Annotated in this window: 23 protein-coding genes; 12 read left to right on the top strand and 11 right to left on the bottom strand. The window is 57.6% G+C overall.

The genetic code is table 11. The features are described 5' to 3' along the window. Nucleotides 1-76: 76 nt before the first annotated feature. A complete protein-coding gene (locus PSH78_RS15595) occupies nt 77-2,467 on the top strand; it encodes a TonB-dependent siderophore receptor (RefSeq protein WP_305495250.1) in 2,391 nt (796 codons plus the stop codon). Nucleotides 2,468-2,484: 17 nt separating this feature from the next. Here the strand turns inward: PSH78_RS15595 and PSH78_RS15590 are convergent, their stop codons facing one another. Next, on the bottom strand, nt 2,485-3,480 hold the full coding sequence (locus tag PSH78_RS15590) for an MBL fold metallo-hydrolase (protein ID WP_305495248.1): 996 nt from the start codon (nt 3,478-3,480) through the stop codon (nt 2,485-2,487). A gap of 223 nt (nt 3,481-3,703) precedes the next feature. Here PSH78_RS15590 and PSH78_RS15585 point away from each other — a divergent pair, with 223 nt between their 5' ends. Beyond that, the gene (locus PSH78_RS15585; protein WP_305495246.1) at nt 3,704-4,225 is read left to right on the top strand and encodes a YkgB family protein; all 522 of its coding nucleotides are present in this window, start codon (nt 3,704-3,706) and stop codon (nt 4,223-4,225) included. A 42-nt stretch (nt 4,226-4,267) separates the two neighbouring features. Here the strand turns inward: PSH78_RS15585 and PSH78_RS15580 are convergent, their stop codons facing one another. The 3 genes from PSH78_RS15580 to PSH78_RS15570 form a co-directional block, all read right to left on the bottom strand. Then, complete coding sequence (locus PSH78_RS15580) at nt 4,268-4,654, bottom strand: MarR family winged helix-turn-helix transcriptional regulator (protein WP_305501284.1); 387 nt, start codon at nt 4,652-4,654, stop codon at nt 4,268-4,270. A gap of 441 nt (nt 4,655-5,095) precedes the next feature. After that, complete coding sequence (locus tag PSH78_RS15575; protein WP_305495244.1) at nt 5,096-5,713, bottom strand: TetR/AcrR family transcriptional regulator; 618 nt, start codon at nt 5,711-5,713, stop codon at nt 5,096-5,098. 71 nt (nt 5,714-5,784) lie between these two features. After that, nucleotides 5,785-5,985, bottom strand: a complete 201-nt coding sequence (locus tag PSH78_RS15570; protein WP_305501434.1) for a hypothetical protein — start codon at nt 5,983-5,985, stop codon at nt 5,785-5,787. On the opposite strand from PSH78_RS15570, the gene PSH78_RS15565 reads away from it, so the two are divergent. Next, nucleotides 5,969-6,790, top strand: coding sequence for a DMT family transporter (locus PSH78_RS15565; RefSeq protein WP_370870933.1), 822 nt, complete (start codon nt 5,969-5,971; stop codon nt 6,788-6,790). The two genes, PSH78_RS15570 and PSH78_RS15565, sit on opposite strands and share 17 nt — an antisense overlap. A gap of 96 nt (nt 6,791-6,886) precedes the next feature. On the opposite strand, the gene PSH78_RS15560 is transcribed toward PSH78_RS15565, so the two are convergent. Continuing rightward, a complete protein-coding gene (locus PSH78_RS15560) occupies nt 6,887-7,669 on the bottom strand; it encodes an alpha/beta fold hydrolase (RefSeq protein WP_305495241.1) in 783 nt (260 codons plus the stop codon). 113 nt (nt 7,670-7,782) lie between these two features. After that, nucleotides 7,783-8,394 (bottom strand): glutathione S-transferase family protein, encoded by a 612-nt coding sequence (locus PSH78_RS15555; protein WP_305495240.1) that lies wholly within the window; start codon nt 8,392-8,394, stop codon nt 7,783-7,785. A 120-nt stretch (nt 8,395-8,514) separates the two neighbouring features. Here PSH78_RS15555 and PSH78_RS15550 point away from each other — a divergent pair, with 120 nt between their 5' ends. The 4 genes from PSH78_RS15550 (at nt 8,515) to PSH78_RS15535 (ending at nt 13,134) form a co-directional block, all read left to right on the top strand. Next, nucleotides 8,515-9,303: a helix-turn-helix domain-containing protein gene (locus PSH78_RS15550; protein WP_305495239.1), complete on the top strand. Its 789-nt coding sequence runs from the start codon at nt 8,515-8,517 to the stop codon at nt 9,301-9,303. A 153-nt stretch (nt 9,304-9,456) separates the two neighbouring features. Then, a complete protein-coding gene (locus PSH78_RS15545; protein WP_305495238.1) occupies nt 9,457-11,109 on the top strand; it encodes a RopAA-2 in 1,653 nt (550 codons plus the stop codon). Between the two features lie 193 nt (nt 11,110-11,302). Next, complete coding sequence (locus PSH78_RS15540; protein WP_305501282.1) at nt 11,303-12,745, top strand: ATPase domain-containing protein; 1,443 nt, start codon at nt 11,303-11,305, stop codon at nt 12,743-12,745. Between the two features lie 26 nt (nt 12,746-12,771). Continuing rightward, on the top strand, nt 12,772-13,134 hold the full coding sequence (locus PSH78_RS15535) for a response regulator (protein ID WP_305495236.1): 363 nt from the start codon (nt 12,772-12,774) through the stop codon (nt 13,132-13,134). 103 nt (nt 13,135-13,237) lie between these two features. On the opposite strand, the gene PSH78_RS15530 is transcribed toward PSH78_RS15535, so the two are convergent. The 3 genes from PSH78_RS15530 to PSH78_RS15520 form a co-directional block, all read right to left on the bottom strand. After that, nucleotides 13,238-13,960: an anti-sigma factor domain-containing protein gene (locus tag PSH78_RS15530; protein WP_305495234.1), complete on the bottom strand. Its 723-nt coding sequence runs from the start codon at nt 13,958-13,960 to the stop codon at nt 13,238-13,240. Then, the gene (locus tag PSH78_RS15525) at nt 13,957-14,529 is read right to left on the bottom strand and encodes a sigma-70 family RNA polymerase sigma factor (protein ID WP_305501280.1); all 573 of its coding nucleotides are present in this window, start codon (nt 14,527-14,529) and stop codon (nt 13,957-13,959) included. Before PSH78_RS15525 ends, PSH78_RS15530 begins: the two co-directional genes overlap by 4 nt. Before the next feature lie 93 nt (nt 14,530-14,622). Next, nucleotides 14,623-15,165 (bottom strand): DUF3455 domain-containing protein, encoded by a 543-nt coding sequence (locus tag PSH78_RS15520; protein WP_305495233.1) that lies wholly within the window; start codon nt 15,163-15,165, stop codon nt 14,623-14,625. A 142-nt stretch (nt 15,166-15,307) separates the two neighbouring features. Here PSH78_RS15520 and PSH78_RS15515 point away from each other — a divergent pair, with 142 nt between their 5' ends. Together PSH78_RS15515 and PSH78_RS15510 are read left to right on the top strand one after the other, a co-directional pair. Then, the gene (locus PSH78_RS15515; protein WP_305495232.1) at nt 15,308-15,658 is read left to right on the top strand and encodes a hypothetical protein; all 351 of its coding nucleotides are present in this window, start codon (nt 15,308-15,310) and stop codon (nt 15,656-15,658) included. A gap of 151 nt (nt 15,659-15,809) precedes the next feature. Further along, nucleotides 15,810-16,109: a hypothetical protein gene (locus PSH78_RS15510; protein ID WP_305495230.1), complete on the top strand. Its 300-nt coding sequence runs from the start codon at nt 15,810-15,812 to the stop codon at nt 16,107-16,109. Nucleotides 16,110-16,220: 111 nt separating this feature from the next. On the opposite strand, the gene PSH78_RS15505 is transcribed toward PSH78_RS15510, so the two are convergent. Together PSH78_RS15505 and PSH78_RS15500 are read right to left on the bottom strand one after the other, a co-directional pair. Beyond that, complete coding sequence (locus tag PSH78_RS15505; protein WP_305495228.1) at nt 16,221-16,766, bottom strand: cytochrome b/b6 domain-containing protein; 546 nt, start codon at nt 16,764-16,766, stop codon at nt 16,221-16,223. Next, on the bottom strand, nt 16,766-17,032 hold the full coding sequence (locus PSH78_RS15500) for a PepSY domain-containing protein (RefSeq protein ID WP_305495226.1): 267 nt from the start codon (nt 17,030-17,032) through the stop codon (nt 16,766-16,768). The genes PSH78_RS15505 and PSH78_RS15500 overlap by 1 nt, the downstream gene beginning before the upstream one ends. A 147-nt stretch (nt 17,033-17,179) precedes the next feature. Between PSH78_RS15500 and PSH78_RS15495 the strand changes: the two genes are divergently transcribed. The 3 genes from PSH78_RS15495 to PSH78_RS15485 all read left to right on the top strand — a co-directional run bounded on the left by PSH78_RS15495 (nt 17,180) and on the right by PSH78_RS15485 (nt 20,619). Continuing rightward, on the top strand, nt 17,180-17,842 hold the full coding sequence (locus tag PSH78_RS15495; RefSeq protein ID WP_305495225.1) for a response regulator: 663 nt from the start codon (nt 17,180-17,182) through the stop codon (nt 17,840-17,842). Continuing rightward, the gene (locus PSH78_RS15490; protein ID WP_305495224.1) at nt 17,839-19,197 is read left to right on the top strand and encodes an ATP-binding protein; all 1,359 of its coding nucleotides are present in this window, start codon (nt 17,839-17,841) and stop codon (nt 19,195-19,197) included. Before PSH78_RS15495 ends, PSH78_RS15490 begins: the two co-directional genes overlap by 4 nt. A 99-nt stretch (nt 19,198-19,296) precedes the next feature. Continuing rightward, complete coding sequence (locus PSH78_RS15485; RefSeq protein WP_305495223.1) at nt 19,297-20,619, top strand: APC family permease; 1,323 nt, start codon at nt 19,297-19,299, stop codon at nt 20,617-20,619. The last annotated feature ends 33 nt before the right edge of the window (nt 20,620-20,652 follow it).

Below are 20,652 nucleotides of genomic sequence, written 5' to 3'. Positions count from 1 at the left end.
TTCTCATTCTCGTTCGACCTCTAAGGAAGGCCGGAATACAGGCCAGTCTGCCGATGTCCTTTCTTGGAGCGAGAAAATGAGTTCGTCCCCTGTTTCACAGCGCCATCCATTAAATCGTGCCTTGCACGCTGCGATTTTGGGTTTGATCGTAAGCAGCTACGCATTGCCATCGCTGGCGCAAACATCGAGCGCTGACCACAGCAACCCAGTCAAGCAGTGGAACATCGCTGCCGGCCCACTGGCGCCGGCGCTTGACCGCTTTGCGCGCGAGGCTGGCATCAGTCTTTCCTTCGACGCGTCGAGTGTAATGAACCGCACCACTGCTGGCGTGAATGGCACGCTCGATACGTCGACAGCGCTTTCATCGTTGCTGCAGGGGAGCGAATTGCAAATCGAACAGCAAGGCCCGAATGCCTATCTACTGTCCCCTCGACCAACGCCCACCGGCCCGCTGGAGCTCGACGCAACGGACGCCGAGGAATACCGCTTAGCACCGCTCATCATCAATGCCAAGGTCAGGGTCAGTGCCGACGATGACGCCAACTCGGTGGTCGCCAAGGAGCTCTGGGTTGGCGGCAAGGTGGCAACCAGCATTCTCAATACACCGGCATCGGTGTCGGTTGTTACCAACAAGGAAATGGAGCAACGCAGCGTCAGCACCACGGAGGAGGCGCTGCAATACACGCCGGGCGTGGTCAGTGATTTCTATGGCACGGATGACCGCAACGACTATTTCCAGATCCGGGGCTTCCAGGCCACCACCTACCGTGACGGCTTGACCCTGAGTTCGATGCGCGGCGTACGCGAAGATCCGTTCGCTTATGAACGCATAGAGATTCTGCGTGGCGCCAACTCCACGCTGTTTGGCCCAGCGGACCCGGGCGGTTCGGTGAATTTCGTGACCAAACAGCCACGCTTCGAGAAGTTTGGCCAAGGCTATGTGACCTACGGTTCGTTTGACCATGTCGAGACAGGCATCGATGTGGGGGATGCGCTGAACGACGAAAAAACCTTGGCTGGCCGCTTCACTGCCAAAGGCCAGAACAGCGACCGCGAGTACGACCACTCACAGGACGACAACCGATTGGTGATGGGGGGCCTCACTTGGGCACCCACGGATTACACGTCAGCCACCGTGATTCTGGACTATCTGAAAACTGAAAGTTCGCCCAACAGTGGCGGCTATCCGCTGGACAAAGAGTACGACCGCAGCAAGTTTTATGGTGAGCCCAGCTACAACTTTCACGATGTCGAGCGCACCAGCCTCAGCGGTAATATCACCCATGACTTCGACAACGGCTTCGTACTGCGCAGCAATCTGCGTTACAGCAAATTGACCGATGATTTTGGCTACGTTTACCTCAGCGACAGCGCCGGACGTGTCGGTACCACCGTTGACCGGTATCTGTTTGGAACGGACACTGAGGCCGACCAGTTCAACGGCAATCTGATGCTGCAATACGATGCCCGCTTCGAGAACATCGACAGCAGCAGCCTGGTGGGCGTGGAGTACCTCGATTCGACCACCAGGGAAAGCTCGGTCTACGCCCTGGCGACCCCGATTGACATCGCAAATCCCGTGTTTACTGGCGTTTCACGCTCAATCACGCCGTATGCAGTCAACAAGCGAGACGCGACCACCAAGGCCGTGTTCCTTCAGCAGAACCTGTCGTTCTACGAGCGTTTCATTGTCACCGCGGGTATGCGCAACGACTCGATGGACCTTACCAGCAAAGGCTTGATATCCACTGAGAAAGACAACTTCTCCGAAACGTCCTACCGAGGTGCGTTGACTTATATCGTCAACGACGAGGTGTCCACCTATGTGAGCATGGTGGAATCCGTCTCGCCGCCTCAGGTTGGCGTAACACCGCAGACGGGCAGGCAGTACGAAGTGGGCGTGAAGTATGCGCCGATGGGGATGGACGCACTATTCTCCGCAGCCGTTTATGACTTGACCCAGGAAAACGTCACCATCGCCGTGGTGCTGCCGAGCGGCATCATCGAGCAACAGACGGTGGGCGAATCGCGGGCGCGCGGCCTCGACCTGGAGGCCAAGGCGCAGGTGACGCAGAACCTCAGCCTGATAGGCGGTTATTCCTATATGGAGTCCGAGGTACTGCGCGGTTCGTTGTACGACGGCAGCTCCCTGAAGGGTAATGAGTTCTCCACGGCACCCAAGCATTCCGCTTCGCTCTGGAGTTATTACGACGTGCCCGGTACTGATGTCAGCGTTGGCTTGGGTGCGCGCTACGTCGGCTCTTATTACTTCGATGCAGCCAACTCCGGCAAAAGCGATGGCACCACGCTGTTCGACGCCGCCTTCAACTATGAGATCGCCAAGGGCACCGACCTTGCGGTGAACGTCAGCAACCTGCTGGATGAGCAGCACGTGGTCGGTTCCGGCACAGCGAACTTCTACAACCCGGGTCGCGAGATTACCGCCAAAGTGAGTTACAACTGGTAAGCAGGCGTGTAGGGCCTTCAGTCGCGATTGCGGTATTGGACGGGTACCCACTCATACCTGCCGGCCTCGCGCCTGATGTGGCCTATGCCCGGAAATGGCAAGTGAGCGACTGCTGACAACCGTCGTTCACTCGCGGCAGCCTCGAATTGTTGTAGCCGCTGGGCGCGAGCGGCGTTCTGATTGACGTCGAAGGTTATCGTCACCTCCGGCCGCGAGAACTGAATGAGGCCGACATGCATGATGTCGCCCCAGAAATCGATGCTCTCGCCTTCGCTTGTGACTCGAAAAAAACTGTGGCCCGGGGTATGTCCAGGCGTGGGAATGGCGGTGATACCCGGGAGGATTTCGGATTCGGTTGTGAACGGCTTCAGCTTGCCTTCGCGCTGGTACGGGCCAACCGTCTTCAGCGCTTGCTCCAGATAAGCCGGCGTTAACCCCTTGTCGAGGTTGGCGCGGTCCAGGAAGAAGTCGACATCGGCCTGGCCGACGTGGATGGTCGCATTGGGAAACATCATCTGGCCGCCGCGTGTCAGGCCGCCGGAATGATCGGTATGGATGTGGGTAATCAGCACATCGGTGATCTGTGCCGGCTGGTAGCCCGCAGCCGCCAGGCTTTCGGGTAGCTTGCCGCCAACGTTACCGAACAATTCGCCGGCACCGGTATCGATCAGTACTACATGTGAGCCGGTATCGACGAGGTAGGCATTGATGGATGTCTCCAGCGGGTTGCGAGCAAATCCACGTTGCAGCATTGCGTCGATCTGCTTTGGGCTGATGCCTCTAAGCAGCGGATGTAGATCGAGAGGCAGCGTCCCGTCGCTCAGTGCGGTGATGCGGAACTTGCCCAGATTGAACGCGTAGATGCCTGCGAGTGCGGGTTTATGGGGCGGTGCCGTCGTTGCGGTCGATGCCTGTGATGCTTGCGCTGCGGTGGGCGACGGTGAGTAGGTTGCACCCGTGACCAGGGCGGCTGTGAGTAGGGCCGCAAGATGGAACCGCGCGTGGTTATGCATGATGAGTACCTTTGTGAGTGCGAGCATCGGTGATCGCTGGGATAAAGGTAGATAAAGCGCGTTCGGTGTGAGGCATCGCGTACGCCTTAGCCGTTAAATGGTCAGTACCGGCTCGTATCTCCGACATGCTTAGGCCTCATAGCGAAATATCATATGCGCGGCGCATGCACTTTGCCAGTCGCTGATATATGCTTCGAGCACATATCAGCAATCGGAGAATCTCATGCAGCGCATCACGAGCGTCACCAGCAGCCAGGCTGCTCTCACTTCCAGTATTTCGAGACTCGATAACGTAAACCGGGCAATTGTCTTATCTGGCGTTGTTCTTCCCCTGCTAATGATTGGTCTACTCAAGTTCACGCAGATCGAAGTGCAGGTACTCATACCCCTGATCAGTGGCACCCCATGGCTGGCCTGGCTTTATCCAGTTCTTGGCGAAGCCGGTACCTCGTACTTATTGGGTGTAGTCGAGATACTGACTGCACTGCTGCTCATTGCTTCACCCTGGTCTGCTCGAGCAGCTATCGCAGGTGGCTTGTTAGCCTCGCTGACCTTCTTTACGACCATTTCCATGATGCTGGTATTACCGATATGGGAGGCCGGATCGGGAGGTTTTCCATGGCTCAATTTTCTGGGCACGTTCCTGATAAAAGACGTTGCGTTATTAGGGGTGAGCCTGGTGATCCTCACCGAGGGGCTGCGGCGACTGCGCCCAATCCAGTCTCAAAAGGGCGGGAGTGAATAAAATGCACAGGACTCTCTGATGGCTAAGCAATCTTGCTTACTTTCAGGGATGGCCAGTGCAGGGACTTTCATTCAACGCATCTGCGACTGGACAATTCGTGCAAGACGCAGGGTCGCACAGTCTACAAACCGAATAGCCTTGATCGAGATCATTCACCAGGCCGTTGAGTAGCTTTTCGGTTATCCGTCCAAGGGTTTCGCGCTCATCCGGATCAAGCACTTCCAAAGCACGAGCTATACGTTCATGGCGGACCGCTAGCACGGCAGCACAGTTCGCATTTCCTGCGGGGGTAAGGTGGAGCGCAACGGCACGCCGATCAGCGTCTGCTTGTCTCCGTTCCACTACACCCTGGGTGACAAGCCTATCAACCAGGCGCACAGCTCCAGGATGAGATAATCCCAAGGCTCGCCTCAAGCGCTCTATGGACATGCCTGGCTCGTGACCGAGTAAGGCAATAGCCGCAGCTGCCGGACCAACTTCCGGAGCTTGGCCTTGAGTGCCTTGGTGGATAGAGTCGGAAATCGCCAGCGACAGCGCCCCAACTATGTTTTCGAGTTTCATATCGTTCATGGGGCAAATATGTATGCATCGCGCATGGAATGCAACATTTTCAGATGCGAAGCGCCCGTCCTCGGGTACACAGGATGGCACGCTAGCGAATGACGATGGTGTGCGGCTTGGTTGGAAGGCCCGCTCGAATGTCAGTCCAACGGGCCCTCCATAACGCTACGGGTTCTTGTCAGTAGCTCCACTGCACAGCGACTTCCGAAAAGCGCGTCTGGTCCAGTCGCAAGGACAACCATCGGCGAGGGAACGCAAATGCGGAGGAGATCCAGGGAGGCGGCGCATTTGAAGCGCCGCTGATGACAGTCAAGCGGGGCGCGGCTCAACCTTCAGTCCGGGGAGGAGGGTGTCGCAGAAAAACGTCGCGATGGACTCCGGGGAGCGAGGGCCTCCGGGCTTGATCCACAAATAGCTGTAGTGGTGGATACCAAGGATAGCCTTCACGGCCAACGAGTCGGATGTGCGGAAGGTCCCCTCGCTCACGCCAGCTTTGAGGATCTGCGACCAGAGTTTTTCATACTGCCGGTGCAGGTCGAGCAACTCGGTCTGGCGCTCGCCAATGACCGAATACACTTCGCGGAAACACACCGTCATTTCGGCAAGGTGGGTGACAATCGTGCGCATCACGATGGCCGAGAGCCGGCGAAATTTATCTTCCGCAGCCAAATCGCTCTCGCACAGGGGCGTGCCTTCCGCGATGAGCACCCGTAGATACCGGCTGGTGATTTCGAACAGCAATTCTTCCTTGCTGCCGATGTGGTAATACAGCGCGCCTCGAGCCAGGCCAGTGGCTTTTTCCAACTCGGCCATGCCGGTCGCATGAAACCCGCGCGTCGAAAACAACTGCGCAGCGATTTTCAGGATCCGTTCCTTGGTGCTTGTTTCAGCAGGTTCGGCAGTGACGACGGCGTTCTTTTTTCCCATGAGTCAGTTCCAACCGGTTGAGCGTCAATCATACCCATGCGTTCGCGCTGGAGGATACAGACGGGAGACGCTCATCCCAAGGTCGCAGGATGATAGTTGTATTGACCGATCGGTACAGAGGCATCTAAGGTATTTTTAATGGCGCGGTGGCGTCGAGCGTTCTGAGAGCCTGCCTGGGCATTGGGATCGACCATGACAATAAGCAAACACCTTACATTGGCGTCCAGCTCGTCAGCATCGGCAAGATTGATCGCGATGACCTGTTTCGCCATGCTCGCCTTTGCAGCGAATTCGCTGTTGTGCCGCCTGGCGCTTAAACACACCGACATCGATGCCGCGAGTTTCAGCGTTGTCCGGTTGGCCAGCGGGGCCTTGGTGTTATGGCTGATGTGTGCCTTGAGACGGTCCTCAAGCACGATCAAAGGAAGCTGGAAGGGCGCCGCAGCCTTGTTCGTCTACGTCTTTGCTTTTTCCTTCGCATACCGTCATCTGGAGACCGGGACAGGGGCGCTGCTGTTGTTTGGCGCGGTTCAATTGAGCATGGTTCTCTACGGCTTGTCCAAAGGCGAGCGGATGCACACGCTGGCAATCGTTGGGTTTGTGTTGGCGATTGTTGGCTTGGTCAGCCTGCTGCTTCCAGGTGCAGCCGCACCTGATCCCGTTAGCGCATTGACGATGCTGTTATCGGGGGTGGCATGGGGGATCTACTCACTGCTTGGCAAAACTGTCGCTGATCCGCTGGCAACCACAACCGGCAACTTCTTGCGCTCGATTCCCCTGGTATTGATTGCAAGCTTGCCGTTTCTCTCAGAACTGCGTTGGGATTCGCTGGGGATGCTTTACGCCATTCTTTCCGGCGCGCTGGCGTCAGGCGTCGGCTACGCGGTCTGGTATGTCGCGGTGCGTCATCTGGCAGCGTTTCAAGCCGCGACGGTGCAGTTGAGCGTACCCATTCTGGCTTCGCTGGCTGGCATCGTTTTTCTGGGGGAAAGCCTGAGCGTAAGGATGGTGTTGGCATCCATTGCTGTGCTGGGGGGTGTTGCGTTGGTGTTGGGCGGCAAACAGGGCAGAGCCTAGTTGGCTGGGCAAATTGTCCCGGCTATTGTCCTGACGGTTGCCGCATCACCACGCGCTAGAAAAAAGCCATTTTTCGTGAAATTGACCAACCACGGCTCAATCGAAACCAGCAGCTTCCAGGATAAGCTCACTGACTTCCCGTGGGTGCGAGATTATCGAAAGATGGCTGGCCGGCAGTTCTATCGTCTTCGCTCCCATCCTCTTCGCCAGGAATCTCTGCAGCTCGGGATTGATGGTACGGTCCTCGCCCGAAACCGCGTAGTAGGCAGGTTTCGAGCGCCAGGCTGCTTCTGTGACCGTGCCTGCCAGCAAGGCCTTCTGAAAGGGGGATTGCGTTGCGTAAAGAACCCTTGCCGTCGAGGGAGGAACATCACCGGCGAAATCCCGCAGGAACGCTTCTTCGGTAAGCCTGCCTTCATCACCGTCATAGATGATCCCCGCGGTGGCGGGCGGAGTCGGGTACTTTTTCGCGAGCGCTGCGAAGTCTTCGTTCGCGTCGGGTGCTCGGGCGGCGATGTAAACAACGGCCGAGACATTACGATGCATCCCGGCCTGGGTGACGATCATCCCACCGAATGAGTGTCCGACCAGAACAGTCGGGCCATCCTGGCGGGCGAGTACGCGCTCTGCTGCTGCAATCGATTGAGGCAGGGTCGTCAGAGGGTTCTGAACGGAAGTGACGGTAAGCCCCTTCGACTGCAAGAGGGGGATGACGTCGTTCCAGCAAGAGCCATCGGCAAAGAGGCCATGCACAAGAACAATGTTCCTGGCTTTAGGCGGACGACCTGATGCAGACACTGCCACGCCATTTGTCGCAAGGATCGCAGCCGCGGCTGCTCCGATGAAAGTTGCCGAGAACGTGCGCCGATTCATGACCATTTTCGATTTCCTTTCTTGGCTTGGGTTAGGGGCAGGGACGGATTCGTTCCTCTGCTTGCAAACGCTTTGAATCGCAAGTCATGGCCTTGGGTGTGTTCAAGTCGCCATGCCTCCTAATAGTCGGCGCTAGGCCGCTGGCGAAAATTCTTGTACCAGGCATCAAGGCACGGATGATCGGCACCGAAGGCCAGGTCGAATCTTTCCCGGCATGTTTGAAAGATTGAAAACACCGTGCAGTCAGCGATCGTAGGAGTGTTTCCTGCCAGGAACTCGTTGTCTGCGGTTGTCATCTCCAGAACATCCAGTATTTCGGTGACGTATCCAAAGAGCTTGTCGGCAACCTCCAATGAGGGGGATGGCTCCTTGGCAGGAAAAGATTGGGTCACGTTCCACAGCCAAAGCTGAGACCGGACCACCAGATCGGTGCCCAGGCGTTCAAGCGACCGAACTTTCGATCGCGAAACGACGTCCGTCCCGATCATTGGCGTGCCGGGATACAGCGCCTCCAGATACTCGACGATGGCGGCGGAGTCGGTGATCGGCACACCCTCATCCGTGAGGAGGGTCGGGGCTCGTCCGCCGGGATTGATTGCAAGATATTCGCGCGATTTGTGCTCGCCTCCCGCGTAATCAAGTTCATAGCGCGGAACGTCAATTCCCTTTTCGTTCAGGTAGATGATGACGCGCCGCGGATTCGTGCCCTTTTGAAATTGGTAGAGGAGCATACGATCCAACCTCCCGAGTTGGCATTTCGATCACTTGTTGCCCCAGAGATTACCCGCAATACATCCTGTTACAATGGGGCTTTTATACTGTTACTAAAGTGATGCCATTCGAGGTATGCGGTGACGTCTGATCGATTAACTCGAGTACCGGCCAGACAGGCGCTGTCGGACTTCATCCGCCAGTGTCGCGAACGGACATCTCCGGAATCGCTCGGCCTGCCGCAGGGACGCCGCCGTCGAACCAATGGCCTGCGTCGCGAAGAAGTCGCCGCGTTGGCGGGTGTTGGCTTGACCTGGTACACCTGGTTCGAGCAGGGCCGCGACATAGCGGTGTCGGACGACTTTCTCCAGCGATTGGCGCGGGGACTTCGGCTCGACCGAGCCGAACGGGAACACCTTTTTGCACTGGCTGGCCGTGAGACATTTGCGGATGGGGCTGAAAGTGCCGAGCTTCCCCAGTCATTGGTAACGATGATTAATGCTCTCGATCAAGCGGCCTACATCATGGACAGCTCATGGGACGTGCTGGCCCATAACGAAGCGGCAAGAATCCTCTTTGAAGACTTCACATTGCCGCGACCGAATCTGCTGCGCATCGTGTTCTTTTCCGACCACTACCGGCAGAAGATTCAAGACTGGCAGTTCGCCGCGAGGCTTGTACTGCTCAAGGCGCGCCATGACTATCTGACGGGAGGGAAGAGCCCGGTTCTGAAGTCCATCCTCAACGAGGTTCTCCAAGCAGTCCCACAGACGATGCAATGGTGGGATGATCCCGAAATCCTTCCGATCGGCGATACGGACATTACGCTGCGCGATGCACAGGGCTGTTGGCGAAGCTATCGCATCAACATTCTTGTTTCCAAGGACCGGCCTGGGCTTCGCATCGCCTTCTACGATGAAAAAAAATAAAGCGGTCGGCCTTTCAGTTGTGGCCGTCGGTTTTCAAATTTATTACATCCTTGGAACGCTTCTTCCGGTACGGCCACTCAGGTGTGAGGATGTCGCCGCTTATAACGGGGGCATTCGCATTCATCTATCTGCCGATGCCAAGAGGACAAAGCCATGGATACGATTAATGTAGGTGCAGGCCGCGAGCTGACCCGTCCACCTGATGAGATACAGCAGGAAACAACACTGCGGGCCTCTCACTCTCCGGTCCTCGGTGATATCGGGGTAGCAATGCACACGCGGCTCCATAACCATTTCGAGGCTCACCTTGAAACACAAGCTGACTCCGATCAACCCGCTGGCCCTGCTTCAAGCGCCCGCAACGCGGAGCTGAACGCCATTTGCGATGACCGTGCCCAACGGCTGGAGGCCGGGGGTTATACCGTCCATGACATGGAGAAGGCGGAAAAAAACGCGGCCAGAGCCGACAGATTGTTTGCGTCAATAAAGTCAGGCATGGGGGGGACGCCATTTGCGGCGCTGACCGAGGCCGGTAATTTCAAACCGTCGATCCTCCAGGTAGCGGGCCAGCATGCCAATACGGTACGCCAAGCGGCTATAGAGAACGCGATGTCATGCTTGTATGCCGGTATGGCGGATGCTGCCGGTAACAAGACGATCGCGGGCTTCAAGCCTGGTTATTACCTTAAACCCGAGAGCAATACACTGCACCCGGCGCTTCAAGCATCGGTGGCGGAAAAGCTGCTGGCGTTGGACAAAGGTCCATTGCGTAATGCTTTCGACGAAGCCAATAAGTGGCTTACCGGGTTTGCTGTACGTAACACTGCAATGTACGCATCAACGCTTGCCATGACGGCTGCTGGCAGAGAGGAACTGGATGCAATCCTGCAACCCGCCCTACGACCGGTCACGGCTATCATCGTGGGTATTGCAATCGAGCATTACAATGTGAGCCGTGATCGCAGTAACCATTTGGCTGACCCTGCAATGCTCTATGGTCGTCGAGATGCTGTACCGGAAGGGCAGGCCCATAAGCCTATTGATCAAGATACCGAATGGCTGGATGACTTCGAGACTTTAAAGGATCTCGATGCCACTGCCCTGGCCAAGATGGTCTCCGCGCGGCTTGGTGAAGGCGCGGCTACGGCGCTGAATGCGGTCATCAGCGGCGATGCCCTGAAAGAGATACTGGACCCGGTCAGTGTGGTGGGAAATGGTCTGCTGATTGGCGGTTTTTCTGCAATGGGCGCGGCTACAACCGCCACAGCCAACCTGGCGAAGTCCAGTGAGCTGGGAAAAATGGCGGCTACCGCAGCCTCCGAGGGGTTAAAAAACGTATTGGGTACCCTGGCTTTCGGGCTCTGGGCTGCTGGCGCCTCGCTAGGTGGATCAGTGCCGAAAAAAGCCACCGCTGCTGTCGATGCCCATGTACCGAAAGCAGTAGCAGGGGGCGCAGATGCAGCGGGCAGGGTGGCGGTCCAAGGCGGTCAGCTTGCGCTCAAGACATCGCTCACCGGCGCCAGATTTGCCAAAGATACGGCTGTTTCAGCGACCCACCACACAAAAAATGCAGCTCAAGCGGTAGGCGATGGAGTCAAGGGCGTTGCCGACGCCATTGGCACCACCTCCCAATCTGCCTGGAACAAAAGCGTTGGAGCCCTGAGGCAACGCTCCGCGGCCACCCCTCAAGGACAGGCCGCTCAGGGTCAAAGCATCCCCATGCAGCCGCTCGCAGGTACGCAGGTCCAGGCATCTTCCTCAGCACCTGCGCGTCCGACTGCCCAGGATGACGGAGATATCGTTTAGCAGCCATTCCTTGTCGCTCACTTCAGTTTTTCCTTGATGTCCAGGGATCGGACATCGCAAATGATTACTTACGACCCAAAGCGAACGATCTTCCACGTCTACTTTCTATTCAAGCTGAATGGCCTCGAATTCGAATTGGCGTTAGCATTTCATTCATCCGGCTTAAAAGCCTGTTTTTTTAGATCAGGGTCACATCGTGGAAAAGCTAAAACGCCTTCAAAGCGGAATCGAAGGGCTCGACGCTCTGCTTAACGGAGGGCTGGTCGCGGGTGCTTCATACATAATTCAAGGCCGTCCAGGTTCGGGCAAGACGATCCTCGCCAATCAGCTCGGATTCCATCACGTGCGTAATGGAGGCCGGGTTTTAGTCGCCACACTGCTGGCCGAGTCGCATGACCGTCTCTTTCAGTTTCTCTCTACCCTGAGCTTTTTCGACTCATCCAAAGTTGGCGCTGAAATCCAGTTCGTCAGCGCATTCGATACGTTGGAAAACGAAGGTCTCGATGAGGTAGTAAAACTGCTTCGGCGTGAGATCAGTCGGCAGAAGGCTACGGTCATGGTCGTTGACGGTTTGCTCAATGCGCGCTCCAAAGCCGATTCGTCTATCGACACCAAGAAATTCATCTTGGAGTTGCAAGGCCACGCAGCGTTCGCCGGATGTACCGTACTGTTCCTCACCAGTTCTCGTCTTGACGACGGTAGCCCAGAGCACACGATGGTTGATGGTGTGATCGAAATGGGAGAGGAGCTGTTCGGCACTCGTTCCGTGCGGCGTATCCAACTACGCAAGACGCGAGGCAGCAGCGCACTGACCGGTCTTCACGAATGTGAAATCACTGATGACGGTTTGGTTGTCTATCCGCGTCTCGAGAGCCTGTACAGCCGTCCTTCCTCGTCCGACAGTGCGGACATGACGCGTATCGCCAGTGGGATCGATTCACTCGACGATATATTGGGCGGAGGACTGCACAGCTCCAGTGTGTCGCTGGTCATGGGGCCTTCCGGGATCGGCAAAACCACGCTGGGTCTGAAATTCCTGGCCAAGTCCACACCAGATGCCCCGGGTTTGCATTTCGGATTCTATGAAAGCCCACAGCGGCTGCGCCTGAAAGGATCCTCGTTGGGCATCGACATCGAAGCCATGGAGGAGAGCGGGGCGTTGAGCATTGTCTGGCAGCCTACCACCGAAGGGCTGCTGGATGGACTCGGCTCAAGACTGCTGAGCATCGTCAAGGAAAAGGGTATCAAACGCCTGTTCATCGACAGTCTGAGCGGGATGACGCGCGTTTCGACAAATCCGGGACGGATTACCGACTTCTACAGTGCGCTGATGAATGAGCTGCGCTCCAGAGGCGTTACGGTATTTGCATCCTGGGAAATGCGCGACCTGTTCGGTTCCGAGGTCAGCTCACCGAACTCCGACCTGTCAAGCATCGTCGACAACCTGATGCTGATGCGTTTCTTTGAGAATCGCGCTGAACTAAGCAGGACGCTTTCCATTCTTAAAGTACGAGATAGCTCCTATGACCCCTCGCGATTCGAGGTGGTGATTCGTGATCAAGATGTTTTCCTGAAAAAGGCTTTGAGGAATGAACCTTCAGTTGCCACTGAGTCCTTGCCTGGTTCGATTTCATAAGTCTTTGAGCAGGTTGAAAAATTAACATGACCACCATCCTGGTCGTCGACGACGAGTATCTGATCGCTGACATCCTCAGCTTCGCGCTGGAGGATGAAGGCTTCATGGTCGTAAAAGCCAGCAATGGTCGAAAGGGACTCGAAGTTCTCGAAAGGGAGCGTCCAGCATTGATTGTTACCGACTTCATGATGCCGGTCATGGACGGCTTGGAATTCGCCACGGCTGTGCGAGCACTTCCGTCCGTCAATCATTTGCCAATCATCCTCATGAGCGGTGCCCAGGCGCACATAGGTATGCAGAGATCGGATTTGTTTGATGCTGTCCTTCCAAAGCCATTCGAGATAGGCGCCATCATCGCGGAAGTGAAAAAGCTCTTGTCTGCGCAGTAGTTCGTTCCGGTAGGCGTCACGAGAGTGAGTCCATCGAGTGCCCACCGATGCCCACCGATGCCCAGCGTGATCAGCGTGGGCTGCATGATTTTTGAGGAGGGTGCTAGAGGACTTTCACGGCCCGGCCGATGAACTGCACCGGCCCTGTGGGTTTTCCGGTCGGCGAGCCATTGACACTTTCAAGCGTGAGTTCAAAAAGTTGATGGGGCTCCAACGGCGGTAATTTATCGAGCGGGACCGACAGCGTTTGTCCAGGCCGGACCAAACCCAGGGATACCGGCGCTTTCCAGTCGTCCGCCTTGGTCCAGAATTGCAACGCTTTATCGCTGGGGACCTGGGCCACCGCCAGCGGTATAAGTTGAATTTCCTTGGAGTCGGTCGCTTGAATGACCCATCCAGGTGCCTGGTTTTGCGGCGCTACCAGCACCACCAGGTAAGTGGTTGGGTTGACCGCGGTCGTGCGCGTCAGTAGCAGTGTTCCGAGCAGCAGTGTTGCAACGATGCCTGCCCCGGCGAGCCCGCGCCATAACGGAAGAAAATCCCACAATGATCTCGACTGTGAGGCATTCGGCGCTCGCCGGCCATGACTGTCCAGGCTGTTCTGGATACGCCTCCAGACAAGGGGTCCAGGTGTCTGCGGTTCTGCCTGCTCAGTCAAGGCAGCCAGGCGTTGCTCCCAGGCATCGACCGCGTCGCGCAGGGCGGGCTCGCGCGCGAGACGCTGTCGAACCTGCTTGCGCTGATCGGCCGGCAATGTCCCCAACACATATTCGCTCGCCAGTTCTTCGATGTTTTCGGGGAGATCATCTTGTGCGCTCGTCGTCATCCCATGCACTCCCGCAACACCACCAGACTACGTTTGATCCACGCCTTTACGGTCCCCAGCGGTGCGCCCACTTTTTTCGATATTTCGGCATGTGAATATCCGTCCACGTACGCATGAAGTATGCAGTTGCGCCGGGCCGGCTCCAATCGTTCAAGGCAGGTATAGATACGACCTGAACGAGCCAGGTACTCAAACGTGTCGCTGTTCGACGCGTCAACGGACGCCAAAGCGTGCGAGGCCATTTCACTGTGCTCATCGAGCTGAATTTGCCTGGCGTTGTCACGCACGACATTGAGGGCCAGATGTCGGGTTATGCTGAATATCCAGCCACGGGCCGAGCCTCTGGTCGGATCGAAACTGGCGGCGCGAGTCCATATTCTGATGAAGACGTCATGGAGGATGTCTTCCGCCAACGCCTTATGGCGCACGATTCGCTGAGCAACGCCCATCACGCGTGCGCTTTCCTGATCGTACAAGGCGCGCAACGCCTGTTGGTCGCCTTGGGCGCATGCCGCAAGGTGGGCTTCATAGTCAAAGTAAGGTTCGGGCAAGGACAGGTTTCCAGCCATTGGCAGCAACATGACCCCAAGCCCGGAGGCAAGGGGGTATTCATGGGAGAAGAGTAGCCGACTTTGCCCTGACCACTGGCCGTCGAGCGTGATCTATTGGGCAGCCCAGAATATATAGTCGGCTTGATACTTCACTACCTCACGCTTGCCTTTGTTGGCGCTGGAGCATTCGGTCATCGGCGCTACGCCACCCTTCACGGCCAGCCGCTGGATGTAACTGACTCCGCTCATTGCGCCTTTCCCTTCGGCGGGGTTGGCCTTGACCAGCTGCAAGGGGAGGTCTTTGGGGCTGACCGATGCGACGGCCAATTGGGTTCCGGTGATTTTGGAACCGTCGTTGGCTTGCCATGTTGCAGGTGGTCCGAAATACGTGCCGATAGCCTTGCCGCTTCGGTCGTTCAGCAGCGCTTTCGGGCCGATGAAAAACCATTCTGTCTGCCCTGCGGCATTGGCCTTGTCACGGCATTCATAAGTGATTTCTCCGACTCCTGCAGTTTCGAGCGCGACCTTATGCCCGGCCGGGACCTTGATGCTTTCAGGCAAGCCTGCTTGCGCGTAAGCAGCAGGCATCGCGACGAACAGGCAACTGGCAGTCAATGCAGTACCGACAATGCAGAACAATCGTTTAGCGTTCATACAAGCTTCTCCTGAGGATTTGATCAGCGCAGCGGTTCATTGCCGCTACATGTACTACCCTCTGGAACGCGGACTGGATGCACTTGGCTGAATAAAAATATCAACGGCCGTTTCAGCGGGGTTTGCTGAAGAGAGAACGTCATTGAAAAACATGTGGCTGGCGACGGTCGTTGCTTGCGTCATCAGCATGAGCTTCTGGCTGGTGGCGTCATGGTCGGCCGGCGTGAATGAGCCTTGGGACGCGCAACGTTATTGGACTGTTCTATATCCTGCGTCCCTGGTGCTGACCTTGATACTTGGCCTGCTGTTTAAAAAACGCGGATGGCTGGCAGGCCCCATCGTGATGTTCGGGCAGATTCCCTGCGTGATGATCACATCTGAAGCGGGGCCGCTGCTGGCAGTCGGCGTTCTGTATTCTTTTTTGCTTTCGATCCCGGCGGTGATGCTGTCTTGGGGGGCGCGCGCGATCTATCGACGGATTGCCGCCAGATGAGGCAGACCGAACGACTTCAGGGTCATCCGAGTATCCATCCCTGCGACGGCAATGGGCAATATTCGCGAAAAATGACGATCGTCAGACGCTGGGAACGACCCGCTGCGCCTGTAAGTCTACCTGTATCTACTCATTGGCAAGGTACAGCGCAATGGACAAGACAATCACCGTGGATCAGCTGGCTACCACCGACCTTGGACCATTCAACGAGATATGGCTCGGTGGGACTCATACCCAGCTATGCCTATGGCGGGGTGCCCAGGTTTTCACCCACGAAATGCTCAGCGAGGGCACCCACGATCAGAATGTCCAGCGCCTGTGCTTGCAGTGGGTCGACCCTGACGATCAGGCCGCCGTGGCCAGCGTTGAGCTGATCGCCCGCGAACGTCTGAACAAGATGGGGAAGGAGGGCGAGTTTTATCCGGCTGAGGAAGCCGACACCCATCAATAGTCACCCGGCAGGTCGGCCATTCATGAGGGCCTCAGTACGTCAAATGAGGATCTGTTGATTACGGCGCGCGAACCCTTTTCAGGGTGGCTGGCACCGCAGCGTCATTGAATGTTACTGCACACGCTCGTCCGGCAGGCGCTTCCTGCGACCGGTGAGCATGGATAACGGCAAGTTGTCGCGTACCTGGATACTTTCAAACACGGCTGCCAGCACATGCACGCACACCAGACCGAGCAGCGTGTTGGCGGCGGTTTCGTGCAGTTGCAGCGGCCAATCGGCGCCCCAGAGGGCATCGACTTCCTGCATCAGGAAGCCGCTGATGCCGATAGTCAGCAACGCCAGCAACATTGACAGCATCACCAGCGCGCCAATCGGCGAATGGCCCAGGCGGTGTTGTGGTCGACCGTTGAGCAGCGAGCGCACGTGAGCACCCAGACGTTCTGGCGTGGGCCAGAAGTCCGCCCACCGTGCGCTGCGTGGCCCGACAAATCCCCACGCCGTTCGTACCAGCAGCCAGGCCATGGCGTAATAGCCCAGCCAGACGTGCCAGTCGTCGCCTGCTTCATTGAAGAAGTAATTGGCGAGAAAGACCCCGGCGATAGACAGATGAAACAGTCTCACCAACGGGTCCCACAGGCGTAAGGATTCGCCTGGCATCAGCCTTTGATCTCGGTCTTCACGGCTTTGCCGGTGACCGGGTCATGGTAGATTTCGACCTTGCGCTTGTCCTTGTCGAAGCCGTAGATCTCGTAGCAGTTGCCATCGGTCACCTTGAACTTGCTGATCTCGTAGCCTTCGGCCTTGAGCTTGTCCTGGAAGACTTTTTGGTCTTGCCATTGCGAACGATCCGCGGTGGTGCATTGCGGACCGGCGACAGCCAGGGGGCTGGCGATAATCAGGGACAACAGGAGAATTTTGCGCATGGAAAAGCTCTCAGTGGATGTGGGAAGTTGAACAGTGCGAAACCAACCTTAGGGTAGCCTTAGTTGGCAACGAGCCGTAACATTTTTGCTGAAATGCCCCCGGCCAGAACTCGGCATGATGCCGCCGATTCCTACAGAGACTTTGTTATGCGCCTGCTCCTTGTCGAAGATGACCGTGCCCTCGGCCAGGGAATTCGCGTAGCCCTGGGTGCCGAAGGCTATACGCTGGATTGGCTGCAGGATGGCGTCGCGGCCCTGCACGCCGTGCGCAGCGAAAGCTTTGACCTGTTGCTGCTCGACCTCGGCCTGCCACGTCTCGACGGCCTCGACCTGTTGCAACAACTGCGCGCCGAGCAACACGATTTACCGGTGCTGGTCCTCACTGCCCGCGACGGTACTGCCGAACGCATCGCGGGGCTCGATGCTGGTGCCGACGACTATCTGGTGAAGCCCTTCGACGTCGAAGAACTCAAGGCCCGCGTGCGCGCCTTGCTGCGCCGCAGCCAGGGCCGCGCGCAACCGATGCTTGAACACGCGGGCGTCAGCCTTGACCCGGCCACTCAGCAGGTGCGCTACCAGGATGCGGACGTCATCGTCACCCCCATGGAATATCAACTGCTCCACCAACTGATGGTGCGCCCCGGCAAAGTGGTGACCCGCGAGCGTCTGTCTCGCGCGCTGTACGGCTGGCAGGACCGCGTCGAGAGCAACACGTTGGAAGTGTTGATCCACAACCTGCGTAAAAAGTTATCCAGCGAGCTGATCCGCACCGTGCGCGGCGTCGGCTACGTACTGGCGCTCAAACCATGACCTCCGTGCGGGCGCGCATCCTCATTCCTGTATTGGCCTTGATCCTGTTGGGTGACGCCCTGATCAGTTGGCTGGTGCTGCGCGATAGCCACCAGGAAATAGAAGAAGTCTACGACGCCCAACTGGCCCAAAGCGCGCGGCTGCTGCAAGGCGTGCTGCGCCAGCGCGACCCCGGCGAAGCTGACTGGGACCGCCTGTACCAGGCCTTCGACCAGGCCATGAGTCGTGTCGGTGAAAACGGCGTTGCCCATCCTTATGAAACGCGCTTGACCTTCCAGGTCTGGCGCAGGGATGGTCAGCTACTGGTGCGCTCCGCCGGCGCACCGGTTCTCGATGCGTCGCTGGCCACCCTGGGTTCCCACGACATCGTCGATAACGGCAATGACTGGTGCGCCTTTCTCCTCGCCGACCCTGAACAGGACCTGCTGATCTGGGTGGGCGAGCGCGACGACATCCGCCAGGACCTGATCCAGCGCATCGTGCGTCATACCCTCTGGCCCAGCCTGATCGGAGTGCCGCTGCTGGCGCTGCTGATCTGGCTGGTCATCGGCTGGGGCCTCAGCCCCTTGCGGGCCATGGCCCTTTCTATCCGTGGGCGCACCACCGAGACTTTGCAGCCGTTGCATCTCAAGCCTCTGCCCAGCGACCTTGAGCCCATGCAAACCGCGCTGAATCGCCTGCTGGACCAGGTCGATGGTCTATTGGAACGCGAGCGCCGCTTCATCGCCGACGCCGCTCACGAACTGCGTACACCCTTGGCAATCCTGCGCATCCATGCCCAGAACGCGCAAAGCGCGGGGACTGAAGAACAGCGGCGCGAGGCGCTGCATTTCCTGGTCAACGGGGTCGATCGCGCCACCCGCATCGCCAGCCAGCTCTTGACCATGGCCCGCATCGAACCGCAGCTGAACAACCCGGCGTTTCAACGCGTGCAACTCGCCGAATTGGTCCGTGAAGAATTGGCCGAACTCACGCCACTGGCCATGGAGAAAAGCGTGGAGTTAGTACTGGAGTGTGATGAAGCGTGTTGGGTGCAAACCGAGCCGGTAGCACTGGCCATTGTCCTGCAGAACCTGGTGACCAATGCCCTCAACTTTTCTCCACCAGGGAGCGAGGTGGCTGTAGTGGTGCGCAAGGACGAGGCGGGCAGGGTCTGCTTGAGGGTTGTAGACGCCGGCCCGGGGATCGATGAAGGAGAAATCCCAAGGCTGTTCGAGCGGTTTTACAGTCGCGGCAATGCCAACGGCGCGGGCCTGGGATTGGCCATCGTGCAGATGGTCACAAGCAAGATTGGCTGCACGTTACGCCTTTACAACCTGGCAGGCGGTGGCGTTTGTGCGGAGCTGGCAATTTAGTGAACTTTTGCCCTGCGAATTTTTCCACTGCTCAGAGGTTATGCAAGGGCATGACGCTCGGATGAATCTTGCGAAAAAAATCCCCTGGCAGAGCCTTCAATGACAGTAAACCCGTCACAACCCAAGCCCTCTTTGCGCCGCGCCGTCACGGGGCCGATGCTGTTTCTGTTCATCCTTGGCGATGTGCTGGGCGCTGGCGTTTATGCGCTGGCGGGTACCATCGCCGGAGAGGTCGGCGGGGCGATCTGGGTGCCGTTGTTGATCGCGTTGTTTTTCGCCATGTTGACGGCAGGATCGTACGCCGAACTGGTCTCGAAATATCCTCATGCGGGCGCGGCGTCGGTGTTTGCCGAAAAGGCTTTCAAGTCACCGCTGATATCGTTCCTGGTCGGTTTTTGCATGCTCGCCGCGGCGGTGACCAGCGCTGCCGGTCTCTCGCTGGCCTTCGCGGGGGACTATCTTCGCGCATTCATCCAGGTGCCACCCCACGTTGCTGCGCTGATCTTCCTGCTGGTCATTGCCCTCTTGAATGCGCGAGGGATCAAGGAATCTCTGGGGGCGAATCTGCTGATGACTGTGATCGAGCTGTCAGGGCTGATGTTGGTCATCGTCGCTGCGGCTTACTTTTTCAGTTCTGGCGAAGCTGAACTGGCAAGGGCGCTGGAATTCAAGCCTGGGGTCAGTCCGATGCTGGCGGTGTTGGGCGCTGCGTTGCTCGCGTTCTATTCGTTCGTGGGTTTTGAGACGTCCGCCAATCTCGCCGAAGAGATCAAGGATGTTCGCAAGGTATACCCACGGGCCTTGTTCGCGGCGCTGATTACCGCAGGGGTGGTTTACATGGCCGTTGGGGTCGCCGCGTCCTCAGTATTGCCAACGGAGAAACTGCTCGCCACATCGGCCCCCTTACTCGAAGTGGTTCGGGCTTCCGGGCTCGACATTTCGCCGCGCCTGTTCGCCTTTATCGCGCTCATCGCGGTGGCCAACGGAGCGCTGCTGACCATGATCATGGCCAGTCGACTCACGTACGGGATGGCAAATCTGGGGCTGTTGCCAGGTGTCCTGGGACGGGTCCTGCCGCACAGGCGCACACCGTGGGCGGCGATTATTGCAACGACGCTCGTAGCCATCGCACTGACGCTGACAGGAACGTTGGCGACCTTGGCGCAAACCGTGGTCCTGCTTTTACTGTTCGTGTTCCTTAGCACCAACATGGCCGTGCTGGTGTTACGCAAGGACAAGGTTGCGGAGGAACATTTTCAGGTTCCCACCTGGGTACCCTGGCTGGCGATCCTGTCTTGCCTGGTATTGCTGAGTCAGCAAGACATAGGTACGTGGCTGCGAGGCGGGGCACTTATCCTGATGGGGATGCTGCTGTATGTCTTTGCCCGAATGGCCGTGCCGGCTGTTGTAAAACCAGACTAGACAACGGCCGTACCGCAAGCAGACGCGCCTCGT

Origin of the sequence: Pseudomonas sp. FP198, from assembly GCF_030687895.1 — a bacterium.
In the GTDB taxonomy this organism is placed as follows: Bacteria; Pseudomonadota; Gammaproteobacteria; order Pseudomonadales; family Pseudomonadaceae; genus Aquipseudomonas.
The sequence above is the reverse complement of the archived record's forward strand: the minus strand, read 5'-3'. Positions and strand labels throughout refer to the sequence as shown.